The organism is Bradyrhizobium sp. AUGA SZCCT0431, assembly GCF_018131065.1.
Classification (GTDB): Bacteria; Pseudomonadota; Alphaproteobacteria; order Rhizobiales; family Xanthobacteraceae; genus Bradyrhizobium.
In genome coordinates this window covers 19,941-38,586 of the sequence record NZ_JAFCLR010000062.1, presented here as the reverse complement: position 1 = coordinate 38,586, position 18,646 = coordinate 19,941, and the positions used below count along the sequence as shown (strand labels likewise).

The 18,646-nt window shown below is 62.1% G+C and carries 8 protein-coding genes and 1 pseudogene; 5 read left to right on the top strand and 4 right to left on the bottom strand.

All coding sequences use genetic code 11. The features are described 5' to 3' along the window. The first annotated feature begins 427 nt into the window (after nucleotides 1–427). The gene (locus JQ567_RS35925) at nucleotides 428–922 is read left to right on the top strand and encodes an NUDIX domain-containing protein (RefSeq protein ID WP_212443188.1); all 495 of its coding nucleotides are present in this window, start codon (nucleotides 428–430) and stop codon (nucleotides 920–922) included. A 310-nt stretch (nucleotides 923–1,232) separates the two neighbouring features. Here the strand turns inward: JQ567_RS35925 and JQ567_RS38975 are convergent, their stop codons facing one another. Next, complete coding sequence (locus tag JQ567_RS38975) at nucleotides 1,233–1,754, bottom strand: septal ring lytic transglycosylase RlpA family protein (RefSeq protein ID WP_212443187.1); 522 nt, start codon at nucleotides 1,752–1,754, stop codon at nucleotides 1,233–1,235. Nucleotides 1,755–2,273: 519 nt separating this feature from the next. Here JQ567_RS38975 and JQ567_RS35915 point away from each other — a divergent pair. The 4 genes and pseudogenes from JQ567_RS35915 to JQ567_RS35900 all read left to right on the top strand — a co-directional run bounded on the left by JQ567_RS35915 (nucleotide 2,274) and on the right by JQ567_RS35900 (nucleotide 5,789). Then, a complete protein-coding gene (locus JQ567_RS35915) occupies nucleotides 2,274–2,681 on the top strand; it encodes a transglutaminase family protein (protein WP_212443186.1) in 408 nt (135 codons plus the stop codon). 817 nt (nucleotides 2,682–3,498) lie between these two features. Beyond that, nucleotides 3,499–3,786 carry an ABC transporter substrate binding protein gene (locus JQ567_RS35910; protein WP_212443185.1) on the top strand — a complete coding sequence of 96 codons (288 nt, stop codon included), beginning with the start codon at nucleotides 3,499–3,501 and terminating at the stop codon, nucleotides 3,784–3,786. Between the two features lie 95 nt (nucleotides 3,787–3,881). Continuing rightward, nucleotides 3,882–5,245, top strand: a pseudogene (locus JQ567_RS35905) (transposase). A gap of 358 nt (nucleotides 5,246–5,603) precedes the next feature. After that, nucleotides 5,604–5,789, top strand: coding sequence for a hypothetical protein (locus JQ567_RS35900; protein WP_212443193.1), 186 nt, complete (start codon nucleotides 5,604–5,606; stop codon nucleotides 5,787–5,789). A 176-nt stretch (nucleotides 5,790–5,965) separates the two neighbouring features. Here the strand turns inward: JQ567_RS35900 and JQ567_RS35895 are convergent, their stop codons facing one another. The 3 genes from JQ567_RS35895 to JQ567_RS35885 form a co-directional block, all read right to left on the bottom strand. Then, nucleotides 5,966–7,276, bottom strand: a complete 1,311-nt coding sequence (locus tag JQ567_RS35895) for an HlyD family type I secretion periplasmic adaptor subunit (protein ID WP_212443184.1) — start codon at nucleotides 7,274–7,276, stop codon at nucleotides 5,966–5,968. A gap of 3 nt (nucleotides 7,277–7,279) precedes the next feature. Further along, nucleotides 7,280–9,028 carry a type I secretion system permease/ATPase gene (locus JQ567_RS35890; RefSeq protein WP_212443183.1) on the bottom strand — a complete coding sequence of 583 codons (1,749 nt, stop codon included), beginning with the start codon at nucleotides 9,026–9,028 and terminating at the stop codon, nucleotides 7,280–7,282. 127 nt (nucleotides 9,029–9,155) lie between these two features. Next, nucleotides 9,156–18,629, bottom strand: coding sequence for a choice-of-anchor I family protein (locus JQ567_RS35885; RefSeq protein ID WP_212443182.1), 9,474 nt, complete (start codon nucleotides 18,627–18,629; stop codon nucleotides 9,156–9,158). Nucleotides 18,630–18,646 lie beyond the last annotated feature (17 nt).

Here is an 18,646-nt window from a genome sequence, read left to right as displayed (position 1 = left end):
CAATGAAATCATCAAGGCATTCGGGCAATAGCGTCCACTGCCCACGATCCGCCTGCTCAACGAAGCGCCGCATCAGCCTCCCCCGCAGAATCACGAGAGAATCATAGCAAAGCAGCGGCGTTTTCACACAGCCAGGGTCATTCGCGTCGGTTGGCCGGACCACGGCGACTTCCGGTCTACCCCGGTGAACGGACATTCTCCGGGTCGGCGGGTATGTCTCAAAGGTGCCAAAAACAGACTCATGCGCTGCAGCAAGCAGGCCTCTTCGATCACCTGGTCGGCTCGCAGCAATATGGAGGTGGGCATCGTTCGAATGTCGACGGCTCGGCTTCAGGGACACCACAAGATGTAGCTGTGACAACAGCCCGAGACCCAGTGCCGGCGAAAAGCTGTCCCTCTTACCGGCAAAGGTAGTAGAGGTTGATCCATGTCAGACCTTGGACAAGCTCGACGTTCCACGCTTCTCGACGCTGCCTGGCGGACAGCATACCGCGTCGGTTTCCCGCTTGCCCGCATCTGGTGGCGACTGCGGCACCAGCAGCATGAGGGGGCGCTTGTGGCTGTCTACGTCGGTCAGGCGCTACTGCTGGTGCGCTCGTCGTATAGGATCGAATGGAACTTCCCCGGCGGCACTGTCCGGCAGGGTGAGTCGCCTGAAGAAGCGGCTCGGCGCGAGCTGGCAGAAGAGATCGGCCTCGCCGGAGCATTCCCGCTGGTCGCCGTGGGCGACGCCTGGGGCCTCTGGGAGGGGCGAAGAGATAAAGTGCATTTCTTTGAACTACGACTGGATCGGCTGCCCGAGTTACAGCTCGACAACCGCGAGATCATCGGAGCACGGCTGATATCGCCGAGTGAGTTGCGCGGCATGGCGCTGACCGGGCCAGTCGCCGTCTATCTCGGCAGGACGATTCCGCCGGGCTAATTTAGAGTGACCGCGCAACGCTACTGCAATGTTCACGATCCTTGAAGGGTGAAGGCTTCCGACCGACGCGAGCGGATGGCGACCGATGGTGCGAATGTCAATGGCACGGCTTGGGAGCGACAACCATACCCTACCACATCATTTGCATGAGGGGCTGTGTTGTGCGTCACAGCAAAGATTGGCCGCCCATGTCTGAATCGGGTCAAAGGCAGAAGTGGTTCAGCCGGCACGGCATGTCGGTTCCACTCTCAGGAGCGGACGTCGCCAGGCCGCAGTTGGACGCTCCGTCGTTGCGGTAGAACGATCGGTCTTAGTGGCGACCATCGTGGCGACGGTGGTGGCGCCGGGCAGGAGCCATGGCCATCGTGGATTCGAACATTCCCAACGGACCCAAGACGCCCTCGGTCGGCTGGAAGAGCGGCGGCACGGCTGTCGCAACGTCGGGACGTTGACGGCCTCTGCTGGCGACGACGGTCCCACCGGATCCCAATTGCACGACCGTCGCGGTCACGTTGCGATGGGTGCAGCGGCAGCCGAGCGCGCTCGCTGCCGCGGGCGATAGATCGAGGAAAGCGCCAGTGAATGGGCCGCGATCGGTGACCGTGACCTGGATCGACCGGCCGCCGCTCTGGACCGTCAGTACCGTGCCGAAAGGCAGCGTCCGGTGCGCGGCCGTCATTGCGCCGCAGTTGAGTACCGCCCCGGAAGCCGTGCGTCGCCCGCACAGGCGATCGCTCCCGCCGTAGTAAGTGGCGGTCCCCGAGAGACGATGTGCCTCAGCAACGGAGGAAAGCGAGAGAAGAACTATGCCAGTAGCGACAATGCGTTTCATGCTGGATCTCGGGGTTGGGACAGCGCGACCCCGTCGCGCTGCCGCTCAGTCCAATCGAAGGTTCGACGAACGAACCTGGCGAAAAAAAACTCGTCGAAAAGGTCGACGATCCCCGAGCCCGGCAACGGAGCTGTGTTGATTGGCAATCGTGCCGGAAATTGGGCGGGATGGAACCCACGTAAGACCGCAGGCACCATCGTAGCCTGGCTTGCTTTTCTTCGCCGGAATCCGCCTCGCGTACATGCGGACGAAATTGATTTAATTCAGCGCTCATCGTTTCAGGAGCCCTGCGGTTGCGTCGCAGACATTCCGTTCGATCAGTCGTGAGCTTTGAGGGGATAGAAATTCTATGCAGCCAGCCGTTGCCTACATTCGCGTCTCCAAACCGAAGCAGGGTCGCACGCACCGGCGCATTGCGAGACCGGACCAAGGTCCGGTGTGACGATGAAATCGCCGGAGCCAAGCGCTCGTGTGATCAGTTTCAAAACTCGCGTTGCGCGAATCGCATGAACTTGTCTGATGGACAAAAGCGTCGCGCGCATCATGGCGATCCTGGAATGGATACATCGCAACGTCGATTATGTCGCCGGCGTGAGCAATGCCGAGACCACCGCCGAGCGGACGTTTGTAGACCTGGCGGGAGTTTGCCGCGATTTCATTCACTTGGGGATCACATCGGCCAGAGCGCTGGGTATCCCCGCCAGAGCGGTTAGCGCCTATGCTCTTCAACTGGATCCGCCGGACTTTCACGCCATCTTCGAAGTCTGCATCGAAATGGCTGGTGGCTCATCGATCCCACAAGGCTCGCTCCGATCGAAGGCATCGTTCGGATCGGGAGCGACCGTGTGCTCCGATATTGCGTTCCTAACCTCCGACAAACAATGCCAGGTAATTCGGCAAACGATTCAAGTATCGAAGGCGCCATGATCCGGCTTTACGTCCCATTTCATCCGTATGGGCGGCCTCAAAGATCCGGGCCGCGTCTGTCAATGCGTAATATTTTCATGAGCATTGCTGTCTTTGAGAAAGATCACGTGCGCTTGGCGAATTGAGACTTCGTTTATGATTTTTAGCTGCATTACTGTCTTGGCGAATGGCCGCTTTGCGCCAGAAGCGGCCGCTACCCAGGGTCCCAATTTTTCCAGTCAGACAACAAAAAGACAAAGGCCACGCGGGCATTACACCGCATGGCCTTTGCGAGACTATCCCCTAGGCCCTCCAGAGATTCCGTCTCGGGGCGCATAGTGTGCGGGTGGAGGTGCCTGTCTAGGGTGTGATGGAATTACCCACAGTTCATCCGAACGAACACACCTCAACCAACCCGCCCGCTTAACCTGCGTTCCTTCTGCAACGGCATCGATCAACTGATTCTTGGTCATCTTGGCCATAATGGATTCCTTTGTGGAGGCTCAGAACAGTTTAAAGCGCATGAGCGACGGGGGGAGCGTCACTCTGTTAAAACGCGGCAAAGCCACGCAGTTCGCTTCTCGTTCATACCTACGGTCATGAAGTGACCGGGCTTTAAACCTGTCGAGGCCAAAAACGCAAGGAGCAGCTCGGCGCGTGTTCCTTACCTGGCTACTATGTGCCAGAAGTGGTCGGTCATGAGGACGTTCTTGGGAGTGCCAGACTGCTCAGTCCGTATAAATCGCACGCTCGCGACAGAGCGACGCGGAGGGATGCATTGTTTGTATTTGGCGACGTGTTGTTCGGAGTGCATCGCGCAAGGCTCGCGGAACTTGCAGTGGGACACCTGCTGCCCGCGATCTATACTAACAGGCTACACATCGATGCCGGCGGTCTCATGTGCTACGCGGCGAGCTTTCCTGACATTTGGCGACGTGCTGCGACCTATGTGGACAAGATACTGAAGGGGGCAAAGCCGGCCGACTTACCGGTTGAGCAGCCCAACAAGTACGAACTCACCATCAATTTGAAAGCCGCCAAGGCGATCGGCCTCACCATCCCGCCGACGCTTCTCACCCGCGCCGACAACGTGATCGAGTATCGCTGCTTTTGTGGCTTTGCATGAGTCCGCCTTTGGCAGATTTTGTTGCAAAAGTCGGTTGAGACAGGCCGCGAACCGTGATTCCGTTACGTTGACGCGAATCTCGGCGAGGTCGATCCATGATGGGCCGTGTGAAGAGTGACCAAGGTCAACTGTTCTACGAGTTTCATCTAGGCGACGCGGTTCCCAAAGATCATCTGGTGCGGAGGATCGACACTGCTCTCGATCTGTCCTGGCTTCGCGGTGAACTGGCACCTCATTATTCGTCGATGGGTCGCCCGTCGATCGATCCGGAACTGATGATCCGGATGCTGGTCGTGGGATATGTCTTTGCAATCCGTTCGGAGCGGCTGATCTGCCGTGAAGTGCAGGTGAACCTTGCCTATCGCTGGTTCTGCAAGCTCGGTATCGAGGACGCTATCCCGGATCATTCGTCGTTCTCACGCGCCCGCAACGAGCGTTTCCGCGAGGGAGATGTTTTCCGCCGGATGTTCGAACGGCTTGTAGAGGCGTGCATCGCGGCCGGTCTGGTTGGTGGTGAAGGCTTTGCCGTCGATGCGAGCCTGATTCAAGCCGACGCCAACAAGCAGCGCTCGATCGCAGGTCAGGATTGGCGCAGGGATCGCGATCCGGCGAGGTCCAGCCGCGCGGTGAAGGAGTATCTGGCGACCCTCGACGATACGGCCTGGGGTGCCGCCAGCGACGTTGTGCCGAAGTTCGTCTCGCCATCCGATCCCGCGGCCCAGTGGACCGGCGCTCACAAGGGGCCGGCATTCTTTGCTTACTCCGACAACTACCTGATCGACGTGAAGTTCGGTGTCATCGTTGACGTGGAAGCTTCCCGCTCCATTCGCCAGGCCGAGGTCGGTGCGGCAAAGACCATGATCAAGCGAACGGAGGAGCGCTTCGGCCTTAAGCCGGAGCGGCTTGTCGGAGATACCGCTTACGGGGCAGCCGCAATGCTGAACTGGCTGGTCGAGGAGAAGGGCATCGCGCCCCATATCCCCGTGTTCGACAAGTCGAAGCGAGATGATGGTACCTTCTCGCGCAGCGACTTTCGATATGATCAGACAAGCGACGTCTACCACTGCCCGGGCGGAAAGCGGCTTGGCACGAGTGGTACCGTGCATGAGGGCAAGACGCTTCTGTATCGCGCCAGCAAACTCGATTGTGATGTATGCCCACTCAAACCCCAGAGCTGTCCAAAAGACCCAAGATACCGCGCGATATCTATGAACACGCCCGAGACGTTGCCCGGTCGTTTGCTGGCACCGAAGACTTTGAGAAGTCGCGACATGAGCGCAAGAAGATCGAGATGCGGTTCGCACACTTGAAGCGCATCCTGAAGCTTGGTCGGCTTCGACTTCGCGGTCCACGAGGCGCCCAGGATGAGTTCGTTCTGGCTGCCATTGCCCAGAACCTGCGGCGGCTTGCATCGCTGGTTGCTCGGCCACCACCCACTCAGACTTTGTGCATCGCGTAGCGTGGGAGTTGTGTAGAGGCGTCAGGGCCGGCGGATCAAAGCCGGCCGCTCTTAACGAAATGGTCGGACCGTCCGTCGGCGGCTGCCGACTTTTGCAACAAAATCCGCCAGAAGCAGACATGCCCTCGGGTCAGTTTTGACAACAGACTTCCGGCCTCGAATCGAGTGTTCCTAGATTGGTTCAAGGTCACGATACGTTCCCATGGGCCGCGGGTTGCTGGCCCTTTCCATCCCAGCGGCGGGATTTTTTATACTGGTCGGTTCAACCACTGTATCCCGATTTCATCAGTCCGTAATTTTACGGTCACGAACCTTTCCCAGGTTCCCGTAGTTGGATAGGTTGGGCGCTGGGGTAGCGATGGGTGGCGTAATGATGACAAGGCACACTCAATTGGCAGTGACACCACGCGACCGCTTTCTTGAAGCGGCACAAAAGGAGCTTGCGGCTTTCGAGCAGCGCGAGCACGAGTTTTCCAAGAAGGAACGGAAAGAACGGGCTGCCGAGTTGCAGATGCCCGTCGAGAGACCCGGACTTCAAAGCTAGGCGGGGGCCTGTAACAAGACGGTCATGGACCGCAAGTAACGAAGGGGTCCGCCTCTAGAGGTGGATCATCAAGGTGATAAACTGCCGCCCTTCGGGGCGGCTTTTCTTTTTGTCAAAACCCCGCAATGGCAGTTTCATGAGGCAGGAAATCTAGACGGCTATCGCAAGAATGCCAGCTATCGTTCACGAAAGGCCCGGGCGACCTGGTCGAACATCGGCTTGGTCAGGTAGGAACCAACCGTCCGGTCCGCCGTCTTGATGAACGCTTCGACGGGCATGCCGGGCACGAGCCTGACCTCGCCGAGACGCGCCAGCTCATCGGGCGCGATGGCAATGCGCGCGGTATAATAGGTGATGCCGGTGCGTTGCTCCGTGGTCACGTCGGCCGATACCCGGCTGACGACCCCATTGATCTCCGGCGTCGTGCGCTGGCTAAAGGCGGAAAACCGCAGCGCGGCGGCCTGCCCGACCCGCACCTGATCGATGTCTTGGGGCGCTACCCTCGCCTCGACCGTCAAACGCTCGGAATCCGGGACAATCAGCATCAGTTGCTCACCAGCACTGATCACGCCACCTATCGTATGGACGTTCATTTCGTGGACGGTGCCTGAAATTGGGGCCCGGATGTCAATCCGCCGCAATTGGTCTTCGGCCGCCACTTTGCGCTCGGCGTATTCACCCGCTTTGCCGTCGATCTCGCGCATTTCACGGCCGACTTCGCTGGCCAGTTCGCGATCGATCTGGGTGATCTGAAGCTCGATCTCGGATACCTTGCCCCGTCCCTGCGCCGCCGCCGCGATCAACTGCGCCCGTTCGCCATCGAGCCGCGCCGCCTCGCGCTCGAGCGCCGTCAGGCGGTTGATCTGGATCAGATGCTTGCTCCAGAGTTGCCGCACCCCTTCCAGTTCACGGTTGACCAAATCCAGTTCTTGCGATTTGGCCGCCTGCTGGGCAGTGATGCCGACCGCTTCCTCGTTGAGCTGGGCGATCCGCTCGCGCAACTGTCGTTTTTGACCAAGCCGCGTGGTGTTGCGCAGTTCGAACAAACGCTGCTCATCGGTCATCAGCTCGACAATGCTTTCCTCCTGCCGACGGTCCTTGAACGCCGAGGGCCATGACACTTCCGAAGCGCCATCGCGTTCGGCCCGCAACCGCGCGCGACGCGTCGTCATTTCATCCAGCGTCTTCGATACGATCTGCAGATTTGCCCGCGTCATGGTTTCGTCGAGCCGGACCAGCAGGTCGCCGGCCGTCACGGCCTTGCCATTGGTCACTGCAATTTGACCAACGACGCCGCCGGTCGGATGCTGAACCTTCCGTGCGTTGGATTCGACCACGACGCTCCCCGGCGCAATCAGGGCGCCCGAAATTTCGGTGGTTGCAGCCCATCCGCCGATGCCGCCGGTGACTAGCATGATGGCAGCCAGCCCCACCGCGATATGTCCGCGAATTGACGAACGAGGGTCAATCAAATCAGTGTCGGACATCGCTTATCCCTGGACGGCTTGAACAACTTTGGGCGCGCTGACAGGCCCATCGCGCCGCAGCACCTTGGCCAGCACCTCGTCCTTGGGGCCGAAGGCTTGCTGTCTTCCGCCGTTCATCGCGAGCACGTGATCGACGCCCGACAACGCGCTCGGCCGGTGCGCGACCACAATCACGATCGCACCGCGGGCCCGGACGCCCAGGATCGCCTGCGTCAATGCCTCGTCGCCTTCGGCGTCAAGATTGGAATTCGGCTCGTCCAGCACGACCAGGAACGGGTCGCCATAAAGAGCACGCGCCAGCGCGACGCGCTGCTTCTGGCCGGCCGACAGCGCGGAGCCCTGCTCGCCGATCTCGGTGTCGTAACCTTGCGGCAGCGACAGCACGAGCTCGTTCACGCCAGCGGCTTTCGCCGCCGCGATGATCGCCTCCGACGAGGCGTCGGGATCGAACCGCGAAATGTTCTCGGCAACCGTCCCTTCGATCAATTCGACATCTTGCGGCAGATAGCCGATGTGGCGCCCGAGTTCATCGGGCACCCATTGATCCAGCGTCGCGCCGTCAAGCCGGACGGCGCCGCGCGCGGGCGCCCACAGTCCAACCAGAACCCGGGCCAGCGAAGATTTTCCCGACGCGCTGGGACCGATCACACCGAGCCCGTTGCCGGCCTTCAGGGCAAACGTCACCTCGTGCACGACCGCGCGCTGGACGTCCGGCGGCGCCGCGCTGATATTCTCGACGCTGAGACCACGTTGCGGCTTCGGCAACGAGGTCGGCTTTCTCAGTTCCGGCAGCAGCACGAGCAGTTTGTGCAGGCGCTGGCGCGCCTGTCTGGCGCCGACGAAGCTGCGCCAGTGGGAAATCGCAAGATCGACCGGTGCGAGCGCGCGCGCCGACAAAATCGACGATGCAATAATGACACCCGCGGTGGCCTGCTGGTTGATCACCAGGTAAGCGCCGACGGCAAGCACGCCGGACTGCAGCATCATCCGGAATGCTCGCCCCATGGCGCCAAGGCCCGCGGCGAGATCACTCGATTCGACCTGCCCGGACAGGAATTTGCGGTTCGACGACTGCCAGCGGCGCGAAATCCATCCGGTCATGCCGAGCGCCGTCAGAGCCTCGGCATTGCGACGGCTGGTCTCCGCCAGCCGCGCGCGCTGATTGCCGATGCGATTGGCGTCGAGCGCCGACTTCTTTGCAAGCAGTTCCGACAGCAGCGTCAGCGAAACCAGCACCAGCGCGCCCGCCAGCACCGTGACCCCAATCCAGAAATGGAAGGCAAAGCAGATCGCGAGATAGAGCGGTACCCAGGGCAGATCGAAGAAGGCGGTTGGCCCCGGGCCGGACAAATAGCCGCGGACGGTATCGAGGTCGCGCAGCGGCTGGATCGACTCGCCGCGCTTCGGCGCCTGGATCGGCAACCGCATCACCGTCGCATAGACGCGATCCGACATTTCCTGGTCAAGACGGAGGCCGATCCGAACCAGCAACCGGCCGCGCAGCGCGTCCATAAACCCCTGAAAGACGTAGAGGATCAGCACCAGCGCCAGCAGGCCCAGCAGCGTCGGCACGCTCCGGCTGGGCAGCACCCGGTCGTAGACTTCCATCATGAAGAGGGAGCCGGTCAACGCCAAAATGTTGAGGATGGCGCTGAATCCGGCGATGGCAAAGAACGCCGAGCGACAATGCGCGAGCGCCTTATCCAACTCGCCGCGGGCAGCATCTGTGGGTTGTTGCCGGCTGGTGGTCAATGGTTGCGCTCACTCGTACAGCCTTGCTCGTACTGCCTTGGCGGTAGCCGAGAATTGTTACAGTTATCTGACAAAACGAAATGGGGGCGCATGCGCCCCCATTCGTATGATCAATTCGGCATGGAGGTCAGGCGAAGCGGAAGTCATCCACCGTAAGCGTAGCCTTGTTGACCCCGATCAGGGTGATGCTGGACCCGTCGCTGTACTCGATCTCGGTGCCGATCTGGCTGTTCGTTACCGCGCCCGACGCCATCAACGCGTTGAAGTCGGCGAACGCGCTGGCATCCAGCTGGAGGACGTCGTCCGAGCCGGCGCCCGACTTGAAGTCGAACGCGACATCGCGTCCGTCGCCTTGGTGGAAAACGAAGGTGTCGTTGCCCAGACCGCCGAACAGCTGATCATTGCCCCGGCCGCCGACCAGCGTGTCGTTGCCGTCCTCACCGAACAGCAGATCCCGGCCAGCTTCACCGCGCAGGGTGTCATTGCCAAGACCCCCGAACGCGAAGTCGTCGCCGGTCCCGCCATTGACGATGTCGTCACCGCCTTGGGCGAAGGCAAAGTCAACCGAGCCGCCTGCATTGATGAGATCGACGCCGTCCGTACCAAACAAGAGGTTGGTACCGTTGGTGCCATTGATCACGTTGGCATCGGTGTCTCCGGTGACCGTCAGCGTGAAGGTTCCGGTCGACGCGGCGTGGGTACTGTCTTCCGCCGTATAGCTGATCGAGACGGTGGCGCTTTCGCCGGTGTTCAGGCTGTCGAACAGGTTGCCCGGATTGAACTGCAGCTGGCCGCCCGGATTGATCGAGAACGCCGACTGGGCGTTCGCGTTGCTCAGATTGATGCCCGATACGCCGGTCACCTCGAAAGCAGACAAGGTCGGGGATACGCCATCCTCGACGTCGGTGTCGTTGGCCGTCAGGTCGAAAGCCATCGACTGGTTTTCGCCCACGGTCGCGACGTCGTTCACCGTGACCGGCGCATCGTTCACCGCGGTAACGGAGAAGTCGACCTTGCCGGTATCCGAGCCGCCGTTGCTGTCGCTGAGGGTATACTCAAACGAGGCCGGCCCGTTGAAGTTGGCGGTCGGCGTGAACCGGATGCCACCCGCGACGATCTCGGCCGTGCCGCCCACGACATTGGCGAGCGCCGTGATCGAGAGCGCGTCAAGATCGGCATCGGTATCGTTGCCGAGAATGCTGGCGAACGGGATGACGAACGCCGCCGCATCTTCCGCCACCGTCGCTGCGGTGTCGTCAAGGGCCACCGGCCCGCGATTGACGATCGCTCCGTTGATGCCGTTGCGATCGAACTCCTGACCATTGGCGAAGGTCACCTTCTCGACGCCGCCGCCAACCCGCTGATCCTTCAACGTGATCACGCTGCCGTTGGACAGCTCGATTTGAGTGTCGTTGCCAAACCGGCGGAACGTAACATTCGCAGCGTTCTGATCAACGAGCGCCAGCGTATCGGTGTCGGCCGGCGTACTCGCCGCTTCGGTAATGATGTCAGAACCGTCGCCCAGCTTGTAGGCATAAGCGTCCGAGCCCGCACCGCCGTTGACATTGTCATTGCCAATGCCGCCGACCAGCATGTCGTTGCCGTTATTGCCGCGAAGGCGATCGTCACCAGCACCGCCGAGCACGGTATCATTACCTGCGTCGCCGAAGACGAAGTCGTTGCCGTCGCCGCCCTCGACACGGTCGTTGCCGTCGCCACCCTCGATGACGTCGTCACCGCCACCGCCCAGCACGAGATCGTCGCCACCGAGGCTGCGAACGCGATCATCGCTGTCTTTGGCAAAGATCGAGTCCTTCCCGGTGGTGCCGGAGAGGTCATCCTCGCCATCGGTTCCCATGATTGGCAGAACGGTATCGTTGCCGCCGTTTGCAACCAGATTTTGGATACGCTGATCCTGGGCCGGGGTCGTATCCGCCTGCGCGAACGGGGTTGTGGAGAACTTTGCCGCGAAATATTCGGCCAGTGCATCCTGCTCGAAGCCGTCGTCGGTGAATGTTGCAGCACCGGTTCGGTCCACCACGTCGTCTGCCGGCAGATTATCCGGAGACAGATCGACGCGATTGGCAAAGGCCGAGTTGGCAGCGATGTACTCGGCGAACCGGAAGCCGTCAGGCCGGTTGAACCCGCCCGGGGCGTTGGGATTTGCACCACCGATCAGGAAGCTCAGCGTCACCATGCGGATCGCCGCCGGAGCATCAGCAACCACGTCGCCGTTCTCGACGACGACGGCGATTACATGTTCGTTCTCGTCGACCAGCGTGACCGAGCGAACCCGGTCACCCGCTGGGCGGGTCAGATCATAGCTGAACCGGAGACCACCCACCTGGGCGAAGATGCCGCCCGGGTTGGAAACACCGTTTTCCAGCGCTTCGAGCAGTTGCTGTGGCGTCAGCGTGACAAGGCTGAGCGCATTGTTGAAGCGCAGCGAATTCTCGATATCGAGCTGGCTGACCTCTCCGGCTTCCTTGCCAACTTCCGGATTGGCAGCCGGCGGCAGTTCCGCGCCGTCGCCCTCGGAGCTGATCGAGCCGATGGAGTCGCGGATGCCACCGCCGTTCTTGATCGAAATCTGAACGGTGCTGTCGTATTCCGACTTGGCGTACCACAGGTTCGCGTCGGCAGAGAGGTTGCCGAGATTGGTTTCCTGCGAGCGCACCTCACCACGTCGCCCTTCAAGGTAAACGTCGGTACGACCGAAGGTGACGGCATCCTTCTGGGTGATAATGCCGTCGATTGCGGTGGTAAGATCGCGCACGGTATCGCCGCGTGAACCCTCGGCGAACGGATCGATGCCGGTGCCTTCGTAAACACGGGCCAAACCCGCATCGTCAGTGGCATAGGCGCCGTTTACGCTCGGATCGAGGCTGGCAGGAATGATGTCGCCATTGGCATCGAACTCGAGCACCAGCCGGCCGACGTATTTGTAGTTGCCGTCGGTGTTGACGAGAACCGTGTTCTTGCCGTCTGCGTTGGTGATGATCTGCGCATACTCGCCTTCGCTGACGTCGCCTGGACGGAGAACATCGTTGCTGTCAGAGAGCAGCGTGTTCGAGCCGCCGCCGATCACGACGTCGACGCCGTGCAGGAAGCTGATGAGCTTCTGCTCGTTCTTCAGCTCCTGCAGCTGCGAAACAATGATGACCTTGTTCACACCCTGGGCGATGACGGCATCGATCGCCGGCTGAATGATCGCGGCAAGCGCGATGAAGTCGGCATCGGTTTCCAGCGTGCGCGGGCCGATGATCCGGACGCCGCCGGGCGTCGTGATGTCCTCGAACACCGGAGTGGTGACACCGACCACCCCGATCTTCTCGCCGTTTTCTTCGAGAATGGTCGACGGCGCGATGCGGCGGCCGCCGCTTGCACCGACACCGAACGTCGCTTCGGTCAGCGGCGTGGTCTGGGCGTTGGGCGCCAGGTCCGGCTCGCCGGCGAAGTTCAGGTTGGCGGCGAGATAGGCAAACCGGGTTCCTTCGTAGCCGCCAAGCGGGCCGGCACCGTCCGGGTCTGCAAGCGGACGGAGGAGGTTCTGGACATCGCGCGGACCCGGATCGAACTCGTGGTTGCCGATGACCGACGCCTCGATCCCGATCGTGTTCAGGATGCGGATATCGGCGCGGCCGATGCTCGGCTGGAAGAACGATGCCAGGCTCGGGTCGCTCGCAGCGTTGAAGAACGGGCTCGGAATGTAGTTGTCGCCCGACGCCAGGGTGATCGAATTGGCAAACGTATCTTCGAGCCGGTCCACGATGGCTGCGAAGCGCGGTGCGTCTTCGATCGCCTTCAGGCCCGCCTCGAAATCCGACGCGTGCAGGATCTGAAGCTTGTAGGTCTGCGGCGCCGCGACGGTGAAGTCGAGATCGTTCTGGGCGATGCCGCCGAACGCATTCCCGGCGACGTCGGTGATCACGCCTGCGTCCAGCGTGACGTCGTAAGCGGTTCCGGCCGCCAGATCGGCGGTCGGATTGATGGTGACGGTGTTGCCGGCGATCGTGACCTGCGACGCATCGCCGATCGCGATGGTGCGGGTGTCGCCCGCGCCGTTGCTGATGACGATGTTTCCGGTCCCTGCCGCGACAGCTTCGTCGAAGGTCAGGACGATGTTGTTGCCGGCGGCGACCTCGGTCGCGTTGTCGGCGGGCGTGGCCGCGGTGAGGACCGGTCCCGTTGCGTCAAGCAATTGCGCCGCGGTCAACGTGCGGTCGGTAAACTCGAACCGTTCGACGTTCGTCACGGTGTCAACGCCGTCGGCGGAGCCGACGCGGTTATCGGTGATGACGAACGAGCCACCCTGCTGGGTGATCGTGTAGTTGCTGCGCGCGCCGGTGTAGACGGCGACGTCGCCGGCCGCACCATTGGCGCCGCCATCGACGGCGTCATTGCCGCCACCCGCGGCAATGCGATCATCGCCGCCAAGGCCGTCGATCGTATCGTTGCCGGCGAGACTGCCGCGCACGCCGAACTTCGCCGTGTACGCGGCCTGGTCGAACACGTCGTTGCCATTGGTGGCGATCGCAGCCGAACGCGACATCACGAGCGACGACACTGACGGATCGTGATCGGAGAGCTGGTCGATGAACTCCGAATTGATGTGCACGATATCGAACTGGGCGCTGTCATACAGGCTGTTCGAAACCAGGATGTGGTCCAGCGCCTGCGCATTGCCGTCGAAATTGTAGGAGTAGCGCTCGTTTTCCGGGAGCTTGCTGATCAACTCCGAAAGCACCGCAGTGCCGGGCGCGAAGACACTGGGGGTTCCGTCCGGGTTGGCGGTGGTGCGAACAAGCGCGCCGGTGACGAGATCAACGACCGGGAAGAACTGGAAGTCGTTCAGATCGCCGAGCACCACGACACGATCATCCGTCGAAGACGCGTTGGTCAGCAGGCCGTCGACAAACGCGTTGATCGCCTCCGCCTGTCCCTCGCGTTCGTTCGACGAACCGGTCTGCTGCGCAGACCCGTTGATCGGGTCGGCATAGAGCGGCAGATCCAGCAGCGTGGTGTAAAGCGGCGCCGAACCGCCCTTCGAGGAGAGATGGTTGTTGACGGTCCAGAAGGTGCCGCCCTGGTCGTCGGTGTAGCCGACCGGCGACCATTCCATCGGCAGTGATTTGCGCGTGGCGGTGAAGTCGGTGTTGCCCTGCCCGATCTGGCCGGCGCTGGCAAAATGCTGCACCTTCACGCCATTGGCGTCGCTGACGATGTCGGTCAGGCCGTTGCGCGTGGCCGGAGATACCGCCAGCGGGTCGTAGAGATAGGCAACGCGCTGATTGCCGCCCGGGATGCCGCCGATGTTGTCGATCGGCGCGGAGTCGATCGCCACATAGCGCGGTCCGCCGGCAGCGACAATGGCGTCGATCAGTTGCGACAGGGTTACCGAAGCGCTTGTGGTGCTCGAGCTGGTGGCGCCGTCATTGTCCAGCACCTCCTGCAGCGCAACGATCTCGGGCGCCTTCAGGTTGTTGACGATCGCGGCCGCAAGACCGGCGAACTTGCTCGCCGGCGTCGGCACACCGTCCACCGGTTGACCAACCGGCGCCAGGTTCTCGACGTTGAAGGTCGCCACGCGAATCCGGTCGAGATTCTCGACGATCGAGGTGGTTTCCTTCTGCAGGTTCGCAGCGGTCACCGGGCCATAGGCCTCGGTCGTGTTCACCTCGTACTGGCCGTTGGCGTAGTTGACGACGCCGGTCACATCACCCAGGCGGTCGCCGGTCTGAAGGTTGGTGGGCAGCGCCACGCCCGCTTCGTCGTCCAGCTGAATGCGCTCCGGATTGAAGTCGAATACCTTGTCGGCCGGCTGCGCCGTTCCCGGCGTCGTGTCGCTGATGGTCAGGCCGCCCCGCGGATTGCTCGAGGGGTTGGCACCGACGTTCGGAGTGACGAACTGCTCGTCAAAATTCGAGTGGAACGGCGTGGTGACGCGCACATCTTCAAGCGTGACGCGCATGCCTTCCAGGGATTCCCAGAAATCCGACCCTTGATTCACCGGGTCATAGGTGCCGCCCGGAGCGGTGGTATCGACGTCATCGTCACCGAGCGAGACCAAAGCCGGCTTGCGCTCGAGGCCGGTCGCGAGGTTGTCGACATCGCCGACCCGCACGGCGGTCGGCAGCGCGTTGCCTGTCGACAATACGCTCGTCGTGCCTGCTACCGGGTTGAGCTGCGTCGTCGACAGCTGGTTGGTGCTGGCGAACTCGCTGACGGTTGCGGTCAGTTGCACTTCCGCACCCACGACGATACCGGCCGGAATCGTGGCGCCGGCACCGGTACCCAGGAACACAAAGACGCCGTCCGAAGTCCGGTAGTCGCCATCGCCGACCGCGTCCTGAATGTAGTAGCCGACCGGGTTGTTGCCGCCATTCTCGGTGCCGGAGGCATCGATCGCCGTGACGATGCCGCGCACCGTCACCTGCTGGCCGGCGAATTCCGAGCGATGTCCAGCGCCCTGAACGTCGTAGATATGCATGGCATCGTCGTTCTGGATCGTGCCGGTGGCGACGACCTGGGTGGCGCTCACGGCAGCGGTGACGCCGGGCTGCGTCGTCGACGCGCCGGTCACGGTCAACGTGAAGGTCTCGTTGGCTTCGAAGGCGGCATCGCCGGCGACGTCCACCGTCACCGTCACCGTCGATTCGCCGGCCGGAATGGTGGCGTTGATGGTCTTCGGCAGCGCCGCGACACTGGAGAAGTCACCGGTGTTGGCCGCGGCGGATGCGAGCTGCAGCGACACGTCGACCGCACCGATGGTGCCATTGGTGCGCTCGATCACGAACGAATAGGCGGTTGTGCCGCTGTTGCCTTCGGCGTGCGAGACGCTGGTCGAAGACGAGGCGACGCGGACCTCCTGGGTATAGTCGTCCGGCAGCGCCGCATAGACCGTCAGGCCCGAACCGGCATAGGCGCCTCCTGTCGAATTTCCCTCATTGGCGGTCAGCACGAGCGCCGTCCCGGTCGGCGAATCCGCGGCGCTGATGAACTTGGTCACCTCGGGCGCATTGCCTTCGCCCACGCCCGGCGGCTTGTACCCCACGAACGACGCGTTGGCGGGATCGGTGATGTCGTAGATCATCACGCCGCCGGCGCGCTCGAGGCTGACGAACGCATACGTCCGTCCATCGATGACGCCGATATCGACGCCCTCCGGTTCCGGCCCCTTGTTGTCGGACCGGGTGTCGAAGCCACCGCCTTCGGCGGTGTCGATGCTGTGTCGCGCCGCCAGGTCCCGCGCGATGATCGCTTCGAATTCGCCGCCGGTGTCGCGCACCTTGGTGATGGTGCCGTCGGCATTCTGCTTGAAGATCGACAGGCTGCGGCCGCCATAGGCGTAGATCTGGTCGATGTCGCCGTCGCCATCGGTGTCGCCGAGATCCTTTCGGATTCGCAGGCGGCCGAGATCGGCGTTGGCCCTCATCGCGGCCTCATCGGGATAGGCCGTGTTGTCGAGATCGATGGTGAATACGCCGCCGCTCTGTTCCGCGAGCGTCGCCTCGTCGTCGAGCAGCACGCGGGCATCGCCTTCATTGGCGGTGACGAAGTAGGTGTCGTTGCCGACCTTGAAGGTGGCGATGGCATCCGGTTGCAGCAGGCTGATGACGTCGGCGTTGCGAAGATTGATGGCCTGGCCGTTCGACGGGCCGTCCCGGTCGCTGGCATCGAACTTGTTGCCAACCAGGGTATGGTCGACGCCGCCGAGCGGCAGGATCGCAAGCGGCTTGGTCGCCGCCGGATTGGTCAGATCGATCACGGCGACCGCGTTGACCTCCTGCAGCGTAACGTAAGCGCGGGTGCCGTCCGGCGACACCGAAATGTATTCCGGCTCGATGTCTGCCGATGCCGTCTGGCCGTTCAACAGGGCGACACCGGCCTGCTTCAGCACGGTCTCGTAGCCGTCGAGCAGATCGAACCCAATCGTCGTGGAAACCGTGGCGGCTGCGGCACCGCCGGACAGATCTAGAATCGAAACGCTGCCTTCCCGATTGATCAGTTGCGTGCCGCCCCCGGGCAATGTGATCTCTCCAGGCTCGCCTTCATTGGCGACCAGCAGCTTCGAACCGTCGGCGGTGAACACCACCTGGTCGGGACCGGCCCCGACTTCCACGGTGTTGACGAGCGTACCGTTGGCGTCGAACAACGCCACAAAACCGTTGGCGCCGGTCTGATCGCTGGCGTAGGCGACAGCAAGCACGCCATTCTTGATCGCGACCGAGTTTGCCCCGTTGAAATCGTCGAGAGCGGTCAGGTCGATCGAAGACACGAGGTTCACGGCGCCGCTGGCGCTGATCGAAACGATGTCGATGGTGTTGCCGATGGTGTTGAGCACGTAGGCCCGACCGGTCGACGGATCGAACGAAACCACTTCGGCGTTGGTGCCGGCGGCAGGCGCATAGTTGTCGAGGCGAACGAGCTGAACCGCATTGGTGGCGGTCGGCGTGACGGCGTCGCCCTGCAGCGACGGTGCATGGTCGAGGATCGTAATGCCCTCGATCACGTTTCCGGGGCTGGAGGCATCATCGTTTTCGATCGTTCCGGTCGCCGTCGTTTGCGCGCCGAGCGAGGTCGAAACGGTCGCGTCGCTGTTGACGACGGTCTGCAGTGCCAGGTTGAAGTTCTCAGTCGGCTCGAACGTCGAGTCGCCATTGACCTGGACTGTGACGACCGTCGATGTCTGTCCGGCGGCAATGGTCCCGTTGAAGGCGAACGGCGGGGAAACCGCGCCATTGAAATCGGCGGCATCGGCCGCCGCCGAGGTCAGTTGGCCGCTGAAGCTGATGTCACCAATGGTGCCGCCGGTGCGCTCCACCGTGAAGCTGAAGGCCGTCGTTCCGGCATTGCCTTCGACCTGCGAGACCGAGACAGAACCTGAGGCGAAGCCGACCAGCTGCGGCGGTATGCCTGATTGGATGGTGAAGGTCACACCCGCGAGCGGAGACTGCGCATCGGTGAGGAACGGCGCATCGGGCGTGGTGCCGTCGCCATCCTGGTCGCCGCTACCGCTTTGCGCGATAAAATTGGCGGTCGTATTGAACGCGATAAGAGCGTCCGCGCGCGATGCGAACGAGCTGCCACCAAAAGCCGGATTGTAGGCGGCGACATCGGCGCCGTCGGTCAGGGGCAGCACCAAAGCCGTCGAACCTGCCGTGAGCCCTGTGCCCTCGAGCAAGCCGCTGCCGGTCGCGGTGGTGAAGCCGCCATTTGTGTTGGTGACCGCAGCCAGGAAAGTGGTCGGGACGCTCTCGGAGGTCCCGTCGAATGCATAGATCGACTCGCCGGAGTTACCGAGCGCAAAACCTGCGCCGGTGACGGTACCAATATTGGCGCTGCGGGTAGCGGCCACGGAGGTGTTGAGGAATTCGACAACGATGCCCGGAGCCAGATCGCTTGCGCCATTGGTCCATGTCAGACTGCCCTCGCCGGTGTTGAAGGCGCCGCCAGATCCGATTGCCTGACCGTTCCATTCGTTGTCGCTGAAGCGGATAACTGTTCCCGCAGCAATCGGATCAACGACAATGAACGCTAATCCGTCATTTCCGTCCGCGTTGAAACCGACGAAAGCGATCGAACCGGGACCGAGAGCCATCGATAATCTCCATTATG